The sequence below is a fragment of the Aquimarina agarilytica ZC1 genome, from assembly GCF_000255455.1.
Lineage (GTDB): Bacteria > Bacteroidota > Bacteroidia > Flavobacteriales > Flavobacteriaceae > Aquimarina > Aquimarina agarilytica.
In genome coordinates this window covers 54,209-73,075 of record NZ_JH621249.1, presented here as the reverse complement: position 1 = coordinate 73,075, position 18,867 = coordinate 54,209, and the positions used below count along the sequence as shown (strand labels likewise).

Sequence of the window (18,867 nt, the reverse complement as noted above, 5' to 3'; positions counted from 1 at the left end):
AAATAAAAACAAATGATAACTATTCATTTTATAATACACGAATATTTTGAAGGGCCGGGGATTTTAGAATCATGGGCAATAAGTAAAGGTTATAAAGTTTTATATTCAAAGTTATACAAAGGTGATAAATTACCTAATACGACAGACGAACTAGACATGCTTGTTGTTATGGGAGGACCACAAAGCCCTAATACTACCATACAAGACTGTCCATATTTTGATTCAAAAGCGGAAATGGCATTGATAAAAAAATGTATTGATGAAAATAAAATTGTTATCGGTATATGCTTAGGTGCACAAATGATAGGTCAAAGTCTAGGAGCACCAGTATTATCTAGTCCAAATACTGAAATAGGAATTTTTGAAATATGCAAAACTGAATCTGGAAAAAAAAATAAATTGTTTAGTCATTTACCTAACACACTAAATGTGGGGCATTGGCATGGGGATATGGCTAATCTTACTGATACTTCTGAGGTAATAGCCTACAGCAAAGGTTGTCCTAATCAAATTATAAAATATGGCGAATTTGTCTATGGATTTCAATGTCACTTAGAATTTACATCAGAATCTATTAAAACTCTTATTCTTAATTCCACAAAAGAACTTGAAACACTAAAAAATAAAACTTATGTGCAAACTGCCGATCAAATTGAAAATTACAATTTTGAAGAAATGAACTCAATACTCACTCTTTTCATTGAAAATTTGATCAAATTACATGCATCTGAAAGTATTGTTGTTTAGTTTTAACTTTTCTTCAAACCTTTAACCCAGATTACGCGTTAAAACTTCTTTATAAGTCTGTGATATATAATAAAACTAGTACTTTCTTAATTTTAGCATAGCATCGATATGGTGAAATTAAAAAAATATAATTTAGGTTAGTATTTACATTAGATCATAGATGAAATAGATTTTTTAATGCATAATCTGGGTTTTTAACTAAATTAATGAACCACTATGGACTGAAAGTACCTTAGTTTTGGTTATGACTGAAAGTCACCATCTTTTTAAACATCCATTTTTGCTATTAGCTATTTAATAAATATATAAAAAGTCAAGAGCTAAAAGCTAACTGCCAAGAGCTCTTTGTCCTATTTTTAGAAGCTAAAAGCATTTATTCTCTTTAAGTCACATTGTAAGCTATAATAAATATACTATCCTTTAAACTTACTATTTTACTCCTATTAGCTTCAAACAACACGCCCTCTCCAATTAACTCTCCTTCCACTTCAATAGCTCCAGAAGCTACATAAATCAAGCTGTTTTTAGGGCTAACATAAGATTGTTCATGAAGTAAATGCCCCACTTCTATTTGTGTTGAATTCCCATCTTCATTACCATAAACCTTAGTTATTTTGCCCTTTTCGGCTACACGCACTCTAAAACTTGCTGTTGCTTCTTCTTTTTCAGGAATCAACCATAATTGTAACATTCTGGTTGTTAAAGTTCCTTTATTTACTTCGTTATGAGCAAAGCCCTCTTTTCCTGATTTTTGTACCTGAAAATCCAAGGCCTTCAAATTCACTCCATGTTCTAAAGAGCCTTCATGGCTTAACTCCCCTTCCACTACAAAAGTTAATACGTCAATAAATTTATGTGGATGCATTCCGGTGGCAATACCCGTTCCAAACCATGAATCTGCTAAATAAATTAAATTACCTATTCCCGGCCAAGTACCAAGTCTTACCCCCATTCCTGGACCATATTTGGGGTGTACTATTAATCTTTTTTGCTGTATTCCATGGAAACCTCCGGTCTCTATACTATTCCTGTTAAGTTTTTGAAGTGGCATATTCCCTTTATTATGATTAACTTTAGTAAAATAGTCTGCTTTATTAAGAACTAATTACAGAATAAAAAAAGGATTTTAAGCAACGCTTAAAAGAAACTATCTTTGCAAACAAATAAAAATAAACTATGACAACAGCATCGCTAATTGCAGAAATTAAAAGGAAAAAATCATTTTTATGTATAGGATTAGATGTCGATTTAGACAAAATTCCTCCATATTTATTAGGAGATCCAGATCCTATTTTTGCATTTAATAAAGCGATTATTGATGCCACACACCACTTTGCTGTTAGTTATAAACCAAATACCGCATTTTACGAAGCTTATGGTATGAAAGGATGGAAATCCCTTCAAAAAACAATTGAATATTTAAACGCTGTACACCCCGAAATTTATACCATTGCCGATGCCAAACGCGGCGATATCGGTAATACTTCAACCATGTATGCTAAAGCTTTTTTTAATGACTTATCATTTGATTCTGTTACTGTAGCTCCTTATATGGGTAAAGATTCGGTTGAACCTTTTTTAGCATTTAAAGATAAACACACCATTATGCTAGCACTTACATCAAACAAAGGTGCTTTTGACTTTCAAACTCAAAAAATTAATGATGTAGAACTTTATAAACATGTTTTAGAAACTTCAAAAAATTGGGAAAATGCTCAAAATTTAATGTATGTGGTAGGTGCTACTAAGGCCGAATATTTTGCTGAAATTAGAAAAATAATTCCTAATAACTTTTTATTAGTCCCTGGTGTTGGCGCTCAAGGCGGAAGTTTGGCTGATGTATGTAAATATGGATTAAATGATCAAGTGGGGTTACTTGTTAATTCGTCTCGAGGAATTATTTATGCATCAAATGATAATGATTTTGCTTCCCAAGCAGCTAAAGCTGCTGAAAAATTGCAACAAGAAATGGCAACCTACCTTTAATCTAATAAATCCAAAGAAGGTTTTTTAAAACGTAATCGGTATTGGAGTTCCAAACACCTGCGAATTTTTATAGCTTCAAAATAGTCATAATCACTTAGGGCTGCATCTGTCTGTTTAAGATTATATGCTTCTTCCATGAGTTCTTTATAACGACTCATTAATTGTTTGCTATTTTTGAAATTATAAATTTGCATACCTAAAATTATACAATAATTTGATTTTCAATTGTTAAAACATCCCTTAATCGACAAAAAGTAGTGTTAAAGTTTTTGTAATACGATTTAGTAATATAAGAATGCCATGTATTTTAATTGAAATACATGGCATTTATCGCTTTAAAAGTTGCTTATTAATAGTTTACAATATAAAGTGTGTTTCCTTCTACATTACCGGTAGCTGGCAAGGTTTTTTAAATGGAATACACTATTATTTTTGGTTACTGTTTTACAATTTTAATTACTTTTTCAAGAGAAGTCTCTTTTTGTTTTAATGCTATAAAATAAACCCCAGGGGCTAAGTTTTCCAGATTCACCTTTGTTTGTTCTTCATTTAACACTCCTTCCTCAAAACGTTGACCTTTCAAATCAAAAATTTGATATGTCAATTTCTTTTTAGGCACATCAATGGTTAATACATCTGTAAAAGGGTTTGGGTATATATTAACTTTTCCAATAGTTAATTCGAAATCATTAGCACTCAATGTATTTACGCAATCTGTCTCAACCGTAACTTTTACTCCGTTTTTAATATCTGTGACTGTCGATGCAAAACCTTTCCCTTCTTCGGTCATATAAATATTTAATCGGTACTCTTCACCTACACGTAAAGTTTCATTCGCGTCAAAATTAATTACTACGCTATCCTCACCATTTACAGTTTGTTTAGCCTTACCTACAATTTTAAAATCCAATAAATCTTGAATATCAATATTGATATCTCTCGTTGTATTAGTTTTATAATCTAACTTGATACTTCCCGCTCCCGAAGGTTTAATACAATCTGCGGAAGCATTTAATTCAAGGCTTTCAGGATTGGAGTTACTTACCTCTAAAAAAAGAACATTTTCTGGCGCTAATTCGAAACCATTTTTAATAGTTATGCCCTTTAACAAATCATAAATAACCAGATCATCACCTTCAATTCCGTTCATTGCTAAATTTAATGTAGCTGTTGTTACCCCTAAATTAACTAATGATATCACATTTTTACCCGTTGTTGTTCGTACAGAATGTTGTGCGACTCCTTTGAAGTTTACCGCTTGCTTATTAACTTCTGTAACTTTTATTAAAGGCTTATGGCCTTTTGATTCTGCTTGCGTTAATATTGATTGTTTAACATTTGCCGTACTAATAGGAATAATAGTTCCAGCTCCAGCGGTAAGTGATTTTGAATGATTTTGTCCATATTCATTTTTTTTAAGACTCACATTATCTAACAAAATAGTCCCTCCATTATTCAAATAATCCTGTAAAGCATCTAATTCACTTTCCAGTACAAACTCGGTATCTTTTACTACAATAAACTCCCAGTTATTATGATTTTGTTTTTCAATAATATTTTTAGTCACAAATCCCAATCGATACCCTTCAAAATAAAGACTTTCATAAAAATCCTTCAAATTAGTCATATGATTAGGTTTGTTTATAGCTGATGTTTCGGAATAAAAAATACGTACTGGATTTTCTACTTCCTGCAATTCAGTAATTTCCTGTCCGTAACTATTTATATCCATCATAGTGGAATGTACCTCAAATAATACTCTGGGTTGTTGTCCTACCGTAGTTGCATTTCTAGTCCCTTTTCTGTACGAACCATCTTCTCTCCTTGTCCACACCCAATTTGTAGTCATATCCAACCCATGCATAGTGGCTAACCATTGAGAAGCTCTTGCATATTCTGGCCTTAGGAAAGCTTCGCGAAAACGCACATTAAATAACATATGAGCTTCTGAATTATAATTTATAGCATTAGGCTTAATTGAATGGAAAAAATCAAACGCCATGGTTAAATGTGTCCAATCAAGCTTATAACGCTTTTGCCATGGTTTTTCACCAAATCTTCTGGAACCATCCATGTGGGCATCATGTCCTATCACATCGGACATTTCCATTAATGCTTCAAAATCCAAACCACTCCCTCGGTCATCATTACTCCATTGAAATGGTATTAATTTAATATGTGTTTTAGCTTCATTATCTAGTCGTTTAATCTCATCATTCATAAACTTAAAATACTCGATCACTCTTTCTTGATTAAAGCGCATAAAATCATACCACTTTGGATTCCCTTGAATATTTGATGGTACTGGAGTTGTAACACTATTTGAAGCGTCCTTAAAATTTGCAAATGATGTATTCCATAAATTATTTAGAGTAGCAATATTCCCATGCTTTTTTTGCAACCAGGTCACAAATTTAGCATGAGTGTATTTTGTTATTTCAACAATATCCCAACTTCCTGCAGTATTCCAATGTGGCTCATTTGCCAATAAATACCCCAATTTGCTCATGTTCTTCCCTTTAAATGTAGGTACATAACCTTCGAATAAAGCTTTTAATAATGGTTTTGTTTGCGGATGATCAATATCATACCCGGTAAATTCAGCATGTCCATCTGTGATATCTGGATACTTTTGGGTAATAAATGGAGCTAACCTATTCCCTCCTAAAAAAGGAGCTCCAAACGTACCTGTTTTCAAATTTTTTAAGGCATTTTTTTGTCCATTATTTAATTCAATACTTCCATCGGGTTTTTCTTCTAAAAGATGTAGATCATAAAAATAGCCTCCTAGGTTACCAAAATATGCTGTTAAATTTAAATTTCCTGCTTTATTTGGTTTAAATGTCCACTCATTACCAAAAATTGGCTTTCCGTTTTGAACAATACGATTTCCTTGAATAGCTAATTGATCCCATATAATTGCAGTTGACTCGGGTCTTTTTCCTTTGTTATTAATAAGATCGCCTAAAACTACTATGCGCTCATCTAGCATCGCTATAACTTCGTTTCGTTGATAATCAGGAATATCTTTAGCAAATTGATTCGCATTTCTGTCTAAAGGAATTACAGGTAACTGTCCTTCAAAATCAGCTTCTACCTCCTTTAAATTTTTCTCATCCCAATTAGCATAAAATAAATACACCTCAGCTACACGAATGCTCATTTCTTCTTTTCGAGTATTAATCCCTTGTGAATTTGCTTGGGTTATTAATGCTTTCAGCTCTTCCATCTTGTTTTTAGCAGTAGCTTCCAATCCTTGTGAAAAAGTAGAAAGGTAAGTGAGTAACATCCCCACAGATAAGAGTAATTTTTTCATTGATATAGTGTTAATCGTGTTGTTAAGTTTATTGTTTAGATATAAATAAGATCCTTTAATCATTAAAAAAATTAACGTTAACCAAACACAATAAATTGTTTTTCACCCCTTTATTTAGATAACATTACGATTTATTAGACGAAATTACACCATGCCCCGTTTTTCCTATAGCTACTTAATAAAAAAGGCCATTTGGAAAATTCCAAATGGCCTATAATACAAATAAGTTAACTACTAAATTACTTAGCTATATTGTGTTGGTGACTAATCGATTCTTGGTGAATTGCCGAATATACTTTTTCAATAAATTCTTCACTTAAACCTACTTGACTACCGTCGTTAATCATTTTATTTTTGATAGCATTCCAACGATCATTTTGTAAAATTTGAACGTTGTTTGCCGCTTTTACTTTTCCAATTTCATCAGAAATTGACATACGTTTTGCTAGCTGCTGTACAATACTTTCATCAGCAATATCAATACGTGCTCTCAATTCATTTAAAGCACTTTCGTATGCTGCTGTACCACCTTCACTACGTACTTTCAAATCTTTCATGATTTGAATAAGTGTATCTGGTGTAATTTGTTGTTTAGCATCACTCCAAGCATTATCTGGATCGTAATGAGATTCTATAATCATTCCATCAAAATTCAAATCTAAACCTGTTTGACATAAATCCTGAATAATATCTCTACGTCCTGCAATATGCGAAGGATCTAATATAATTGGTAAATCTGGGAACTTAGCTTGTAAGTCAATTGGAATTTGCCATTCTGGAATGTTTCTGTACTTTGTTTTTTCGTAAGTAGAAAACCCTCTGTGAATAACTCCTAGATTTTTAACGTCACAAGTATAAAAACGCTCTACCGCTCCTAACCATAAAGCCAAGTCTGGGTTAATTGGGTTTTTAACTAATACTGGATTTTTTATTCCTCTACAAGCTTCTGCAATATCTTGAACAATAAAAGGTGAAACCGTGCTACGCGCACCAATCCATAAAATATCAATATCATGCTCTAAAGCTAATTCTACGTGGTGTGGGTTGGCTACCTCAGTAGCCGTAAGCATTCCAGTTTCTTTTTTTGCTGTTTGTAGCCATTTTAATCCTAAAGCACCAACACCTTCAAAGTTTCCAGGGCGAGTACGGGGTTTCCAGATTCCGGCACGTAATACCGATGCATCTGAATCCTTTAATTGATGTGCAATTTTAACTACCTGATCCTCTGTTTCTGCACTACAAGGTCCCGCAATTACTAAAGGGTGATCTAACTTGTAGGCATCTAACCAATTTCTAAGTTCCTTTTTGTTTTCCATTGTAAATGAGTTGTGTGTCGCTAGACACTTTTTATTCTTATTTGTATTTAATTATGTAAGAAAAAGAAATTCGAATATAGATAATAGACTTACTATATATTATCCATAAAACTCATAAACTAACCTGTCTATATTCTTTCTTCTTTTGTCTTATATTTTTTTACTCTTTATCGATATTTACTTATAATCATTCAATACCTTGTAAAATTGTTTTAATTCTATTGGTATCTTTCATTTCATTAAAAATATCTTCATCATTACCTGCTTCCATTAAGGCTTTAAACGCTGTTAAATTATCAATGTACTCCTGTAATGCTCCTATTACATTTTCTTTATTTTGTTTAAAAATAGGTGTCCACATTGCTGGTGAACTTTTAGCTAAACGAACGGTCGAAGCAAATCCACTTCCAGCCATATCAAAAATATCACGTTCATTTTTCTCTTTTTCAATAACCGTTTTACCTAACATAAATGAACTTACATGCGATAAATGCGATACATAAGCAATATGTTTATCATGCGATGCGGCGTCCATATAACGAATACGCATTCCCAAACGATCAAAAATATCCAACGCAAACTCTACTTGCTTTTGCCCAGTTTTTTCAACTTCGCAAATAATATTCGCTTTTCCTCTGAATAAATTCGCTAAAGCTGCTTTAGGCCCCGAAAATTCTGTACCTGCAATAGGATGAGCCGCTAAATAACAAGCTCTTTTTGAATGTTTCGAAACTTGATTACACAATTTTTCCTTAGTTGAACCTACATCAAAAACTAAGCAATGATCTTCTATTTTATCCAATACTTGTGGTAACACAATTTGAGCAATATCCACTGGAATGGCTAAAATTACAACATCCGCTTCATACAAGTTTGCAAAGGTAGCACTTTTATCCACAAAGCCCAATGAAATTGCTGTGGCCAAGTTGCTTTCATTAGCATCAATACCATATACAATCGCATCTTTATAAGCTACTTTTATATCAGTTACTAATGAACCTCCTATTAACCCTACTCCTATTACAAAAACTTTCATTGATCTGATTCGCTTAACGCGAATTGCCATTAGCTTTAAGCGCTATGCAATTAGCTTTAATTAATTTAATACTTACCGTTATTTTTTACAATTTTAAACCTTTATTGGCTAAACAAATCCATTTAAACGTTCGATGGCTTCTTCTATTGCTTTTTCATCAATACATAATGAAAAACGTATGTATCCTTTTCCTTGACTTCCAAAAATGGTACCTGGTGTTATAAATATGGATTTCTCATACAAAATACGATCAATAAACGCTTCGGCATCTGTAATCTCTGCTGGTAACTTAGACCACACAAACATTCCCGTAGCATGTTGATCATATGTACAACCTAATAGTGTGGCTAATTTCCAAATTAACTTTCTACGTTTGGCATACACCTCATTCATACTAGCAAACCATTCTGTACCGCACTCCAATGCGGCTATAGCTCCTTTTTGTAATCCCTGAAACATACCGCTATCCATATTACTCTTTACTTTTAGAATAGCTTCTATTTTTTCTTTAGCTCCTAACACCATACCAACACGCCAACCTGCCATGTTAAAGGTTTTACTTAATGAGTTTAACTCAATAGCGACTTCTTTAGCTCCTGGTATACTCAAAATACTCATTGGTTCTGGATTCAATACAAAACTATATGGATTATCATTTACCAATAATATATTATGCTTCTTAGCGAAAGCGATTAAACTTTTAAACATTTCCTTTGATCCAGCCGCTCCAGTAGGCATATGTGGATAATTAACCCACATGATTTTCACTTTACTTAAATCTTGCTTAGATAAAGCTTCAAGATTAGGTTCCCAAGCATTTTCTGCTGATAAATCATAAAAAATAGGTTCGGCTCCTAATAATCTAGTAACCGATGTGTATGTCGGATAACCTGGATTTGGTATAAGCACTTGATCCCCTTCGTTTAAATAGGCCATGGAAATATGCATAATACCTTCCTTTGACCCCATTAACGGAAGTACTTCGGTATCTTCGTTCAAATCAACTCCATAATGTAGCTCATAAAAATTTACAATAGCTTTACGTAACTCTGGTAAACCTTGATAACTTTGATATTTATGTGCTCCATTTACCAAAACAGCTTCGGTTATTGCTTTAATTACCGATACTGGTGGTTCCAAATCTGGACTACCAATAGCCATATTAATAACAGGCTTCCCTTGCAAAACCAAGGAACGAACTTCTCTCAATTTTTTAGAAAAGTAGTATTCCTCTACTGTATCTAAACGTTTTGCTGTTACTATACTCATCCTTTTTGGTTTTTATATTCACCAAGTATTTTAAATTCAGTTGCCATAATTTCTAATATCGATGTGGCTTTTTCGTAATTGATACTACTATCAAAAGTTACATCAACAAAAAAAGCATACTTCCAAGGTTTATCAATTACAGGTAATGATTGTATTTTGGTTAAATTCATTCGACAATCGCTCAATACATTTAATACTGCCGCTAGACTGCCGCGTTTATGATCTAATACAAATTTTAGCGAAGCTTTATTAACTTCTTCTTTTTTTACCCCTGAATCATTTCTGGTATTTAAAATAAAAAAACGTGTACTATTTGTTTTTATCGTTTGAATATCTTCGGCCAAAACATTTAAACTGTAAATATCGGCTGCTGTTTTTCCCGCAATAGCGGCAACACCTAGTAACTTTTTATCTGTAATGCGTTTAGCTACCTCTGCCGTATCAGCATCTTCAATTAGCTTAATATGTGAATGTGCTCTAAAAAATTCTTTACACTGTAATAATGCCATTGGATGGGAATATACTTCCTTAATGTCCAAAATAGCTTGCCCTTCTAAAGCCATCAAACAATGATGTATCGGTAAATAAAACTCCCCACTAATAGTTAAATCATGCTCATCAATATATGCGTAGTTAGGAATAATAGACCCTGCTATTGAATTTTCAATGGCCATTACAGCATCGGTACATATTCCTTTTTCTAGGTTATATACCAATTCCTGAAAAGACATACATTCATTTACCTCAATATCATTCCCAAAATAAGTCAAAGCTACACGATGATGGTAGGATCCTTTAACTCCTTGTATTCCTATTATTTGTTTCATTTATTATACTAGTACTTTCAATAACTACACAAAAAAATCCCGACTCTATTTCAGAATCGGGATTTTATATATTTAGCATTTTACTTTTTACATACCAAAATCCCGCTTCTATCTAAAAAAGAAGAAGAAATAAAATCGGTTGTAAAAAAATAAATTGTTCATTGACTTATTAATATGCTACAAATGTATTTAAACTTTTGACAATGCAAAAATTTTTTTTAAGATTTTTTTAGAAAAGAAAAAATTAATAGCGCTATTCCTATTTATAAAATTATTTTTGTGCTACTAAGAAGTTTACAAATGTCAATAAAAGTATCCAACCTTTCCAAACATTACGGTAATCAAAAAGCTCTAAACGATATGTCTTTTGATATCCCTAGTGGACAAATAGTTGGTTTTTTAGGGCCTAATGGTGCCGGAAAATCAACATTAATGAAATTGTTGACCACCTACCTAACTCCTACTGATGGTGACGCTTTTGTAAACAACTTTAATATCAACACGCAAACAAAACAGGTACAACAGAGTATCGGATACTTACCCGAACATAATCCGCTGTATTTAAATCAATACCCTAAAGAATATTTAAATTTTAATGCCAATTTGTATAAGGTTCCTAAATCTAGAATTAATGAAGTTATCGAATTAACGGGACTACAAAATGAAACATCAAAAAAAATTGGGGCACTATCAAAAGGATACCGTCAACGAGTTGGATTAGCTTGCTCACTATTACACGATCCTAAAGTTTTATTATTGGATGAACCCACTACGGGATTAGACCCTAATCAATTGGTGGAAATTAGAGGTTTAATTAAAAGTTTAGGTAAGGACAAAACGGTACTATTATCAACCCATATTATGCAAGAGGTGGAAGCTATGTGTGACCGAGTGCTTGTTATAAATAAAGGAACTTTAGTTACCGATCAACGTATTGACTCCTTAAATACAAAACAAAACTTACTAGTCACTTTTAATCACCCCCCTCATGTGGCTTCCCTTGAAAAATTACCTAATGTAATAGGAATAACACAACTAAAAGACACTCAGTTTATAGTAAGTTTTGACAACCAGGAGAACTGCGCTATACACCTATTTGATTTTGCTGTTGCTCATAATTTAAAATTAACGCAATTACAACCGCAGGAAATAAACATTGAAAACTTATTCAAAGAGGCTACCAATTAAACCTATTTTTACAGTAAGCAAAACAATCAAAATAAGAAAAAGACTAGTTTTTTTACAATAGCTTAATAATTTCTTATATTTCATGTCACATAACTAACTTATTACCATGAAATTAAAAAATTTTGCAATTACAGTATTCTCTGTAAGTACTGTAATTACTACTGCTGCCACTAAAACGATGGTAGTAAATGGACCTCCTGTTCCTGTATTTTCTCAATCATCACTTAGTAAGGCTAAAAAACTACTTTCTTCGCTTACGCTAGAAGAAAAAATTGGTCAAATGAATCAATTAACTATTACTTCATTTGAATCTAGTCCTGGTGTACTTGATGAGGCTAAACTTGAAGAAGCCATAGTAAAATACAATATTGGTTCCATTTTAAATGTACCAGGCACAGGTGGCGTAACTCCAGAAGTTTGGGGAAAACTAATGGCTAAAATTGAAGCTATTTCGAATAAAACTGATAAAAAAATACCTATCCTTTATGGTATCGATGCCATTCATGGATCTAGTTATACTGCCGGAGCTACCTTATTCCCTCAACAAATAGGAATGGCAGCTACATGGAATACTGATTTAGTGGAACAAGGTACTCGTGTTTCTGCGTATGAAACCAGAGCTTCTTCAATTCCATGGGTATTTTCACCCGATTTAGATTTACCGCGCTCCCCAGTTTGGTCTCGTTTATGGGAATCTTTTGGTGAGGACACCTACCTTTCTAAATCCATGGGTGTTGCCATGGTTAAAGGTTTTGAAGGAGACAATGTTGGTGATAAATACAATGTAGCTACATGCATCAAACATTTTGTAGGCTATGGAAGTACTGTGACCGGACGTGACCGGACTCCAAGTATTATCCCTGACAGGGTATTACAACAATTTGATCTACCTATTTTTAAAGCTGCCATTGATGCCAAAGCAAAAAGTATTATGATAAGCTCTGGCGAAATTAACGGTACACCAGTACATGCCAGTAAAAAATTATTAACAACTATTTTAAAGGAACAATTAGGTTTCCAAGGCATGGTGTTAACCGATTGGCAGGATATTATTTACCTGTATACACGCCACAAAGTAGCTAAAGATAATCGCGAAGCTGTAAAAATGGCTATAAACGCAGGTATTGATATGAGCATGGTACCTGATAATTACACCTTTTATAATGACTTACTTTCATTAGCTAAAAGCGGTGAAGTAGCTATGACTAGAATTGACGATGCAGTATTAAAAATTTTAGCACTTAAATACGAATTAGGTTTGTTTGATCAGCCTTTTGTAGCTAAACCTAAAGACTACAAAAAATTTGGTTCAGCCGAATATGAAACTTTAGCTTATAACGCTGCTGCAGAATCCATCACCTTACTAAAAAATAATGACGCTATTTTACCTTTGAGTAAAAACAAAAAAGTACTAGTTACAGGACCAACAGCCAATAGTATGAAGTTTTTAAATGGAGGCTGGACATTTACTTGGCAAGGTGAAAAAGCAGATGAATTTGAAAAAGATGAATTTACTATTTTAGAAGCTTTTGAAAATAAAGTAGGTAAAGAAAACGTAAGTTATGCCCAAGGCGTAGCAATTTTTAAAGAAGTTAACATTGCTGAGGCTGTTAAAAAAGCGCAATCGGTTGATGTTATTGTGTTATGTGTTGGTGAACATAATTATACCGAAACTCCGGGTGATATTATGGGCTTAGCCATTACCGAGCCACAACAAAAATTAGCCGAAGCTTTATTAGCTACAGGAAAGCCTGTTATATTGGTACTAAACGAAGGTAGACCAAGAACAATCACTAATTTTGAACTTAAATCAAAAGCAACTATTCAATGTTATTTACCTGGAAGCGAAGGTTCTCGTGCTTTAGTTGATATTATTTATGGCGACGTAAACCCAAGTGGTAAATTACCTTATAACTATCCTCGTTTTACCAATTCATTACAAAAATACAATCGTAAATACACCGAAAGTTTAGGTGACGAGGAACAAAATGATGATGCCGACTACCAAAAAAGTTATAATCCTTTATATGAATTTGGAACAGGCTTATCCTACACTACATTTGATTACAGTAATTTAACAGTAAATAAAAATGTATTTAGTGCATCTGATACTATTGAAGTTTCGGTAACTGTAAAAAATACAGGAAAAGTAACTGGGAAAGAAGTAGTTCAATTGTACCTAAGAGATGAAATTGCTAGTATTAGTCCCGAAGTAAAATCATTACGAGGCTTTAAAAAAGTTAACTTAACTTCTGGCGAAAGTAAAACAGTGAATTTCACTTTAAAGCCTACTGACTTTAAATTTGTTAATGAAGCAGAAAAATGGGTTGCCGAACCCGGTGAGTTTACTATAAAAATTGGTGATTTGACTAAAACTATTGAGTTGAAATAATCAATTCTACTAATGATATCGTATGAAAGCCATGTTTTTTTTAGCATGGCTTTTTTTTATAACCAAACTGTGCGATACTGTTTCTTAATGCATAATTCGGGGTTTAATAAAATGACCTGTGAATAACTCCATCAAAAAAACCATACTAAAGCCTTTTTTTCCTCGTACGTATTTGTAATTTAGCTTTCAGAAGTATGAAACAATTTATAGTATCCGCGCGTAAATATCGTCCGCAACATTTTAAAGATGTTGTAGGGCAACAGGCTATTACCAATACATTACTTAATGCTATTGATAACAACCATTTAGCGCAAGCTTTACTTTTTACAGGGCCTCGTGGTGTTGGTAAAACCAGCTGTGCCCGAATATTGGCTCGTAAAATAAATGCCGATGATACTACGAATGATAATGAAGATTTTGCTTTCAATATTTTTGAATTAGATGCTGCTTCAAACAACTCCGTTGATGATATCCGAAGCCTAATTGACCAGGTGCGTATCCCTCCGCAGGTAGGAAAATACAAAGTGTATATTATTGATGAAGTTCACATGCTTTCTACCTCGGCTTTTAATGCTTTTCTTAAAACATTGGAAGAACCACCAAAGCATGCTATTTTTATTCTAGCAACAACCGAAAAACATAAAATTATACCCACAATTTTATCGCGTTGTCAAATTTTTGATTTTAAACGAATCACCGTAGCTGATGCAAAAGGACATTTAATAGAAATTTGTAAAACTGAAGGCATTACTGCCGATGAAGACGCTTTACAAATTATAGCTCAAAAAGCTGATGGGGCTATGCGAGATGCCTTATCTATTTTTGATCGAGTGGTAAGTTATTGTGGGAATAACTTAACACGACAGGCTGTTACCGAAAATTTAAATGTACTTGATTATGAAACCTATTTTTCGGTTACTAATCAAATTCTAACTAATGACATTCCAGGTTTAATGATAAGCCTGAATGAAATTATCACCAAAGGCTTTGACTCACATCATTTTATTGCTGGTTTAGCTTCTCATTTTAGAGATTTACTTGTATGTCAAAACCCGCAAACAATTAATTTACTTGAGGTAAGCCAACAAATTAAAGCAACTTATCACGAACAAGCGCAAAAAGCTCCTGCTCCTTTTTTAATAGAAGGCATTGAGCTTGCCAATACTTGTGATTTACAATATAAAACTAGTAAAAATCAACGTTTATTAGTGGAGCTTTGCTTAATGAAACTGGCTTCAATAACCGCTATTGACGAAAAAAAAAAGGCTCAACTAGCATAATTCCTCCTTCGTTTTTTAATGCTGAAAGCGAAAACAACACTCAAGTAACTGAAAATAATGCCCATACTGTTAATGTTAACACTGCTGTAGCAGCACCTAATATACCAAACCCTCCCAAAAAAGCCCCAACCGCTCCAACAATTAATATTGAAAACACTATTGGATCGGCACTTTCTATTAAAGGTATTCAACAGAAAAAAGCTTTAAGTAAAAAGAGAAAAGTTATTATTGAAGACCCTAAGGATCTTCCCAAAACTCCTTTTACAGAAGAACAAGCTTTAAAATTATGGAATACCTATGGAAAACGCATGGACAAAAAAGGAGAGCGTATTATTGGTTCCATGTTTGCCATGAACAAACCAAAATTAGGTGATAATTTTGAACTTTTACTCGAGTTACCAAATGAGACTATGCGTTTGGATATCGAAAATATCCAAACCCCGCTTCTTGCCTATATGGGCGAAGAATTAGACAACTACAGTATTAGCTTAAAAATAACTGTAAATGAAGCCGTTGCAGTTAAACATGCTTTTACGCCACAAGATAAATACGACAAACTCAAAGAAAAAAACCCTTTGATTGATAAATTAAGAGCTAAATTTGATTTAGACATATAATACCAAAACTTATGTTAGGATTAAAGCTTCCCACTGACCCACGTTGGGTAAACATTGTTGAAAAAAACATTGATGAAATTCTTATTGACCATGCTTATTGTGAATTAAAAGCAGCATCAACAGCCATTTCATTAACCAATAGTTTTCCCGAATACACCGAACTTGTTCAAGAAATGATTTCGCTTGTAAAAGAAGAAATGAGTCATTTTAAACTTGTTCATGACAAGCTAATTCACAAAGGGATTCCCCTTGGTCGTGACCGTAAAGATGATTATGTAATTGAGCTCCTAAAATTTTTCCCCAAAGGAGGAAGTCGCACCACTCAACTTGTGCATCGTTTATTATATGCCGCACTTATTGAAGCTAGAAGTTGTGAACGTTTCAAACTACTATCGGAACAACTACCCGATCCCGAATTAGCTAAGTTTTACCGTGATTTAATGGTTAGTGAAGCTAATCATTATACTATGTTCCTAAATTTCGCTCGTCGATATGGGGATCGCCAAGAGGTAGATACCAAATGGCAAGATTTATTGGATTACGAAGCTTCCATAATGAAATCTCTTAGTAGAGATGCTAGTATGCATGGGTGATTTTATTTTGTTGTTTTAAAATTGGGTTTTATATTAACTAGTCCCCCCTACTGTATGTCAGTAATATTGCAATGGCTCCTTGTTGAATAAAAAAAGGGAATTTTCGCTTCAAACCCCTCAAAGAGCTACGTGTAATTGTCATCAGCATAAAAACGCAGGCTAAACTTTATAGTAATTCAAATAGCAAATATATCCTTAAGGACATGGGATAAGTCAATCCTATACTCATATTGAATTCAACAAGCCATACGAACATCTAGTTGTTGTAACGTTTTTTTAATTCATGTCTTTTAAAAGAAAAGGTTTTTGAATTTTCATCAAGGTAATTAATAATCAGAATTCCTTTTTGTGCTAAATCTGATTTAGAATATTTTTTTGATTTGGCTACAATTATACTAATCAACTCTATCAAGTACTCTAGATTTTAGTTCTTTTGTATGAAACACAACGTCTCGTATAAGAAACGTAGGGCAGGTGATACGCACTTTCGTTTCGATTTATTACTTAGCTAAATATAAATATTTTGCTTTTATCTTATTTTCTATAAATGCCAAATTTTATATTTAGCGGACTTTGTTAATATTCCCAGAATTTTCGGTTTAGCACAAACGCCCTATGTTTTTTATACCTTGTGCCTGTTGCACAAGTATTTTTTAAAAGTACAATTATTTGTTATTTTTAGATATGCAAGGCAAAAAGAATTATCAAGAGAAATTATTCACGAGTTTTCAGTTAAGTGATCGGGTACCAAAGACTAATTTTTATAGGCAGTTATCCTCGGTTTTGGAGGTTGATTTTTTATATAAACGCACCCAGCAATACTATGGTAAAAGTGGACAAAAAAGTATAGATCCTGTGGTGTTTTTTAAATTGTGTTTAGTAGGTTATTTAGAAAATATCATCAGTGATCGTAAATTGATAGCGCATTGTAGTATGCGTTTGGATATACTATTCTTTTTAGGCTATGATCTAGATGAAGAACTCCCTTGGCATAGTACTATAAGTAGAACACGACAATTGTTTCCCGAAGCGGTTTTTGAAGAACTATTCACTCACATTTTTAGTTTATGTGTAGGAAAAGGAATGGTAAGTGGTCATACCCAAGCCATAGATTCAGCTCCAGTAAAAGCCAATGCGAGTATGGATAGTTTAGAACTTAAAGTACCTGCACAAGATTTGAAAGCTCATTTAGCAGAAGTCCGTCATATAAGTAAAGCCGATAAAGAAGTTTACCGTAAGGCAAAAGAAGATAAATCCACCAAAGCGGAGAAAACAATAACAGCAAACAAGGGCGAGTTAAAAAATATAGTCTCGCGTAATAAAAAGTGGCGGGCAGATCAAGACCAGCGAGTTGGAGCAGGCAATAAAGGGAGCCGTTACACGAGTAATAAAACCCATTATAGTCCAACGGATCCCGATGCACGTATAAGCGTAAAACCAGGTAAGGCCAGAAAGCTTAATTATCTAAGTCAATTAAGTGTAGATAGTGCTCACCATGTAATAACAGATATCAGAGCCTATCATGCAGATGGGAAGGACAATCAACAGCTTCAAGATATTGTATTACGCACAAAAAAACGCTTATGGAATCACGGATTTGTATGGGAGAATTGTGTAGCCGATACAGGATACAGTAGTGGAGAAAACTATGCTTTTTTAGAACAGCAACAATTACAAAGTTTTATACCACCTCACGGGACGTATAAAGGAGGACCAGAAGGTTTTGAATATAACCAAGAGGGAGATTATTATAAATGTCCAAAAGGAGAGATTATCCCTTTTAAGAAAGTGTTTTTAGATTACAGAACCCAAACCAAAAAGAAGGAGTACCGAAGTTCGTCCAAACAATGCAAAGGCTGTCCCTTAGCCTCTGAATGCTTAGGAAAAACAGCAAAAGAAAAGCGAATTACAGTAACTTATTACCGAGATGAATATGAGCGTAATAATGCGAGAGTAAATAGTAAACAAGGACGCTATATGAAAGCCAAACGGCAGAGCACAGTAGAACCTGTTTTTGGCACCTTAACGCAATTTATGGGGCTTAGAAAAATAAATACCTTAGGGCTAAAACAAGCAAACAAAGTAATGCATCTGTCAGCTATGGCTTATAATTTGAAAAAGTACCTAAAATTCATTCAAAAAACAGCAAAAAGTAAAGCAAAAGCTCAAGTAATTAAAGCGCTATTGAAAAACACGTTTTATGAGTTGATATTCTCATTTTTAAGCAAGCTAAATTTTACGAGTTTAATCTTTAAAGTATAAAATATGACCTCTTAGAGATGCTTATTTTAAAGCTTATT

The 18,867-nt window shown here is 33.4% G+C and carries 15 protein-coding genes; 8 read left to right on the top strand and 7 right to left on the bottom strand.

Annotated elements, in window-relative coordinates; translation table 11 throughout:
• The first annotated feature begins 12 nt into the window (after positions 1–12).
• Positions 13–747, top strand: coding sequence for a glutamine amidotransferase-related protein (locus KQA_RS0203210; RefSeq protein WP_010178023.1), 735 nt, complete (start codon positions 13–15; stop codon positions 745–747).
• 382 nt (positions 748–1,129) lie between these two features.
• Here the strand turns inward: KQA_RS0203210 and KQA_RS0203205 are convergent, their stop codons facing one another.
• Positions 1,130–1,798 (bottom strand): pirin family protein, encoded by a 669-nt coding sequence (locus KQA_RS0203205; protein WP_010178021.1) that lies wholly within the window; start codon positions 1,796–1,798, stop codon positions 1,130–1,132.
• A 125-nt stretch (positions 1,799–1,923) separates the two neighbouring features.
• On the opposite strand from KQA_RS0203205, the gene pyrF reads away from it, so the two are divergent.
• On the top strand, positions 1,924–2,733 hold the full coding sequence (pyrF, locus tag KQA_RS0203200; RefSeq protein ID WP_010178020.1) for an orotidine-5'-phosphate decarboxylase: 810 nt from the start codon (positions 1,924–1,926) through the stop codon (positions 2,731–2,733).
• Here the strand turns inward: pyrF and KQA_RS0203195 are convergent.
• The 6 genes from KQA_RS0203195 to KQA_RS0203170 form a co-directional block, all read right to left on the bottom strand.
• Positions 2,730–2,927 (bottom strand): Lacal_2735 family protein, encoded by a 198-nt coding sequence (locus KQA_RS0203195; protein ID WP_010178019.1) that lies wholly within the window; start codon positions 2,925–2,927, stop codon positions 2,730–2,732. The genes pyrF and KQA_RS0203195 overlap by 4 nt on opposite strands.
• A gap of 242 nt (positions 2,928–3,169) precedes the next feature.
• Positions 3,170–6,049, bottom strand: coding sequence for a T9SS type A sorting domain-containing protein (locus KQA_RS0203190; RefSeq protein WP_010178017.1), 2,880 nt, complete (start codon positions 6,047–6,049; stop codon positions 3,170–3,172).
• 239 nt (positions 6,050–6,288) lie between these two features.
• Positions 6,289–7,365, bottom strand: a complete 1,077-nt coding sequence (locus tag KQA_RS0203185) for a bifunctional 3-deoxy-7-phosphoheptulonate synthase/chorismate mutase type II (RefSeq protein WP_010178015.1) — start codon at positions 7,363–7,365, stop codon at positions 6,289–6,291.
• A 187-nt stretch (positions 7,366–7,552) separates the two neighbouring features.
• Entirely contained in the window at positions 7,553–8,401 is an 849-nt protein-coding gene (locus tag KQA_RS0203180) for a prephenate dehydrogenase (protein WP_010178013.1), read from the bottom strand.
• Positions 8,402–8,509: 108 nt separating this feature from the next.
• Positions 8,510–9,670, bottom strand: a complete 1,161-nt coding sequence (locus tag KQA_RS0203175) for a pyridoxal phosphate-dependent aminotransferase (RefSeq protein WP_010178012.1) — start codon at positions 9,668–9,670, stop codon at positions 8,510–8,512.
• Positions 9,667–10,497: a prephenate dehydratase gene (locus KQA_RS0203170; RefSeq protein ID WP_010178011.1), complete on the bottom strand. Its 831-nt coding sequence runs from the start codon at positions 10,495–10,497 to the stop codon at positions 9,667–9,669. The genes KQA_RS0203175 and KQA_RS0203170 overlap by 4 nt, the downstream gene beginning before the upstream one ends.
• Positions 10,498–10,797: 300 nt before the next feature.
• Here KQA_RS0203170 and KQA_RS0203165 point away from each other — a divergent pair, with 300 nt between their 5' ends.
• From KQA_RS0203165 to KQA_RS0203130, 6 genes are all read left to right on the top strand, one after another.
• Positions 10,798–11,685, top strand: coding sequence for an ATP-binding cassette domain-containing protein (locus tag KQA_RS0203165; RefSeq protein ID WP_029209430.1), 888 nt, complete (start codon positions 10,798–10,800; stop codon positions 11,683–11,685).
• Between the two features lie 106 nt (positions 11,686–11,791).
• Positions 11,792–14,077 carry a glycoside hydrolase family 3 N-terminal domain-containing protein gene (locus KQA_RS0203160; protein ID WP_010178007.1) on the top strand — a complete coding sequence of 762 codons (2,286 nt, stop codon included), beginning with the start codon at positions 11,792–11,794 and terminating at the stop codon, positions 14,075–14,077.
• 194 nt (positions 14,078–14,271) lie between these two features.
• Entirely contained in the window at positions 14,272–15,357 is a 1,086-nt protein-coding gene (gene dnaX, locus KQA_RS20955) for a DNA polymerase III subunit gamma/tau (protein WP_010178006.1), read from the top strand.
• 308 nt (positions 15,358–15,665) lie between these two features.
• Entirely contained in the window at positions 15,666–15,974 is a 309-nt protein-coding gene (locus KQA_RS20950) for a hypothetical protein (protein ID WP_010178003.1), read from the top strand.
• A gap of 11 nt (positions 15,975–15,985) precedes the next feature.
• Entirely contained in the window at positions 15,986–16,567 is a 582-nt protein-coding gene (gene miaE, locus KQA_RS0203140) for a tRNA-(ms[2]io[6]A)-hydroxylase (RefSeq protein ID WP_010178001.1), read from the top strand.
• Between the two features lie 684 nt (positions 16,568–17,251).
• Complete coding sequence (locus KQA_RS0203130) at positions 17,252–18,829, top strand: IS1182 family transposase (protein ID WP_010177999.1); 1,578 nt, start codon at positions 17,252–17,254, stop codon at positions 18,827–18,829.
• The last annotated feature ends 38 nt before the right edge of the window (positions 18,830–18,867 follow it).

Bases quoted from the DNA above. Each gene is read 5' to 3' on its own strand.
- dnaX (WP_010178006.1), top strand. From the start codon at position 14,272: ATGAAACAATTTATAGTATCCGCGCGTAAATATCGTCCGCAACATTTT.
- pyrF (WP_010178020.1), top strand. From the start codon at position 1,924: ATGACAACAGCATCGCTAATTGCAGAAATTAAAAGGAAAAAATCATTT.
- KQA_RS20950 (WP_010178003.1), top strand. From the start codon at position 15,666: ATGGACAAAAAAGGAGAGCGTATTATTGGTTCCATGTTTGCCATGAAC.
- KQA_RS0203160 (WP_010178007.1), top strand. From the start codon at position 11,792: ATGAAATTAAAAAATTTTGCAATTACAGTATTCTCTGTAAGTACTGTA.
- KQA_RS0203180 (WP_010178013.1), bottom strand. From the start codon at position 8,401: ATGAAAGTTTTTGTAATAGGAGTAGGGTTAATAGGAGGTTCATTAGTA.
- KQA_RS0203170 (WP_010178011.1), bottom strand. From the start codon at position 10,497: ATGAAACAAATAATAGGAATACAAGGAGTTAAAGGATCCTACCATCAT.
- KQA_RS0203185 (WP_010178015.1), bottom strand. From the start codon at position 7,365: ATGGAAAACAAAAAGGAACTTAGAAATTGGTTAGATGCCTACAAGTTA.
- KQA_RS0203190 (WP_010178017.1), bottom strand. From the start codon at position 6,049: ATGAAAAAATTACTCTTATCTGTGGGGATGTTACTCACTTACCTTTCT.
- KQA_RS0203130 (WP_010177999.1), top strand. From the start codon at position 17,252: ATGCAAGGCAAAAAGAATTATCAAGAGAAATTATTCACGAGTTTTCAG.
- KQA_RS0203195 (WP_010178019.1), bottom strand. From the start codon at position 2,927: ATGCAAATTTATAATTTCAAAAATAGCAAACAATTAATGAGTCGTTAT.
- KQA_RS0203210 (WP_010178023.1), top strand. From the start codon at position 13: ATGATAACTATTCATTTTATAATACACGAATATTTTGAAGGGCCGGGG.
- KQA_RS0203175 (WP_010178012.1), bottom strand. From the start codon at position 9,670: ATGAGTATAGTAACAGCAAAACGTTTAGATACAGTAGAGGAATACTAC.
- KQA_RS0203165 (WP_029209430.1), top strand. From the start codon at position 10,798: ATGTCAATAAAAGTATCCAACCTTTCCAAACATTACGGTAATCAAAAA.
- miaE (WP_010178001.1), top strand. From the start codon at position 15,986: ATGTTAGGATTAAAGCTTCCCACTGACCCACGTTGGGTAAACATTGTT.
- KQA_RS0203205 (WP_010178021.1), bottom strand. From the start codon at position 1,798: ATGCCACTTCAAAAACTTAACAGGAATAGTATAGAGACCGGAGGTTTC.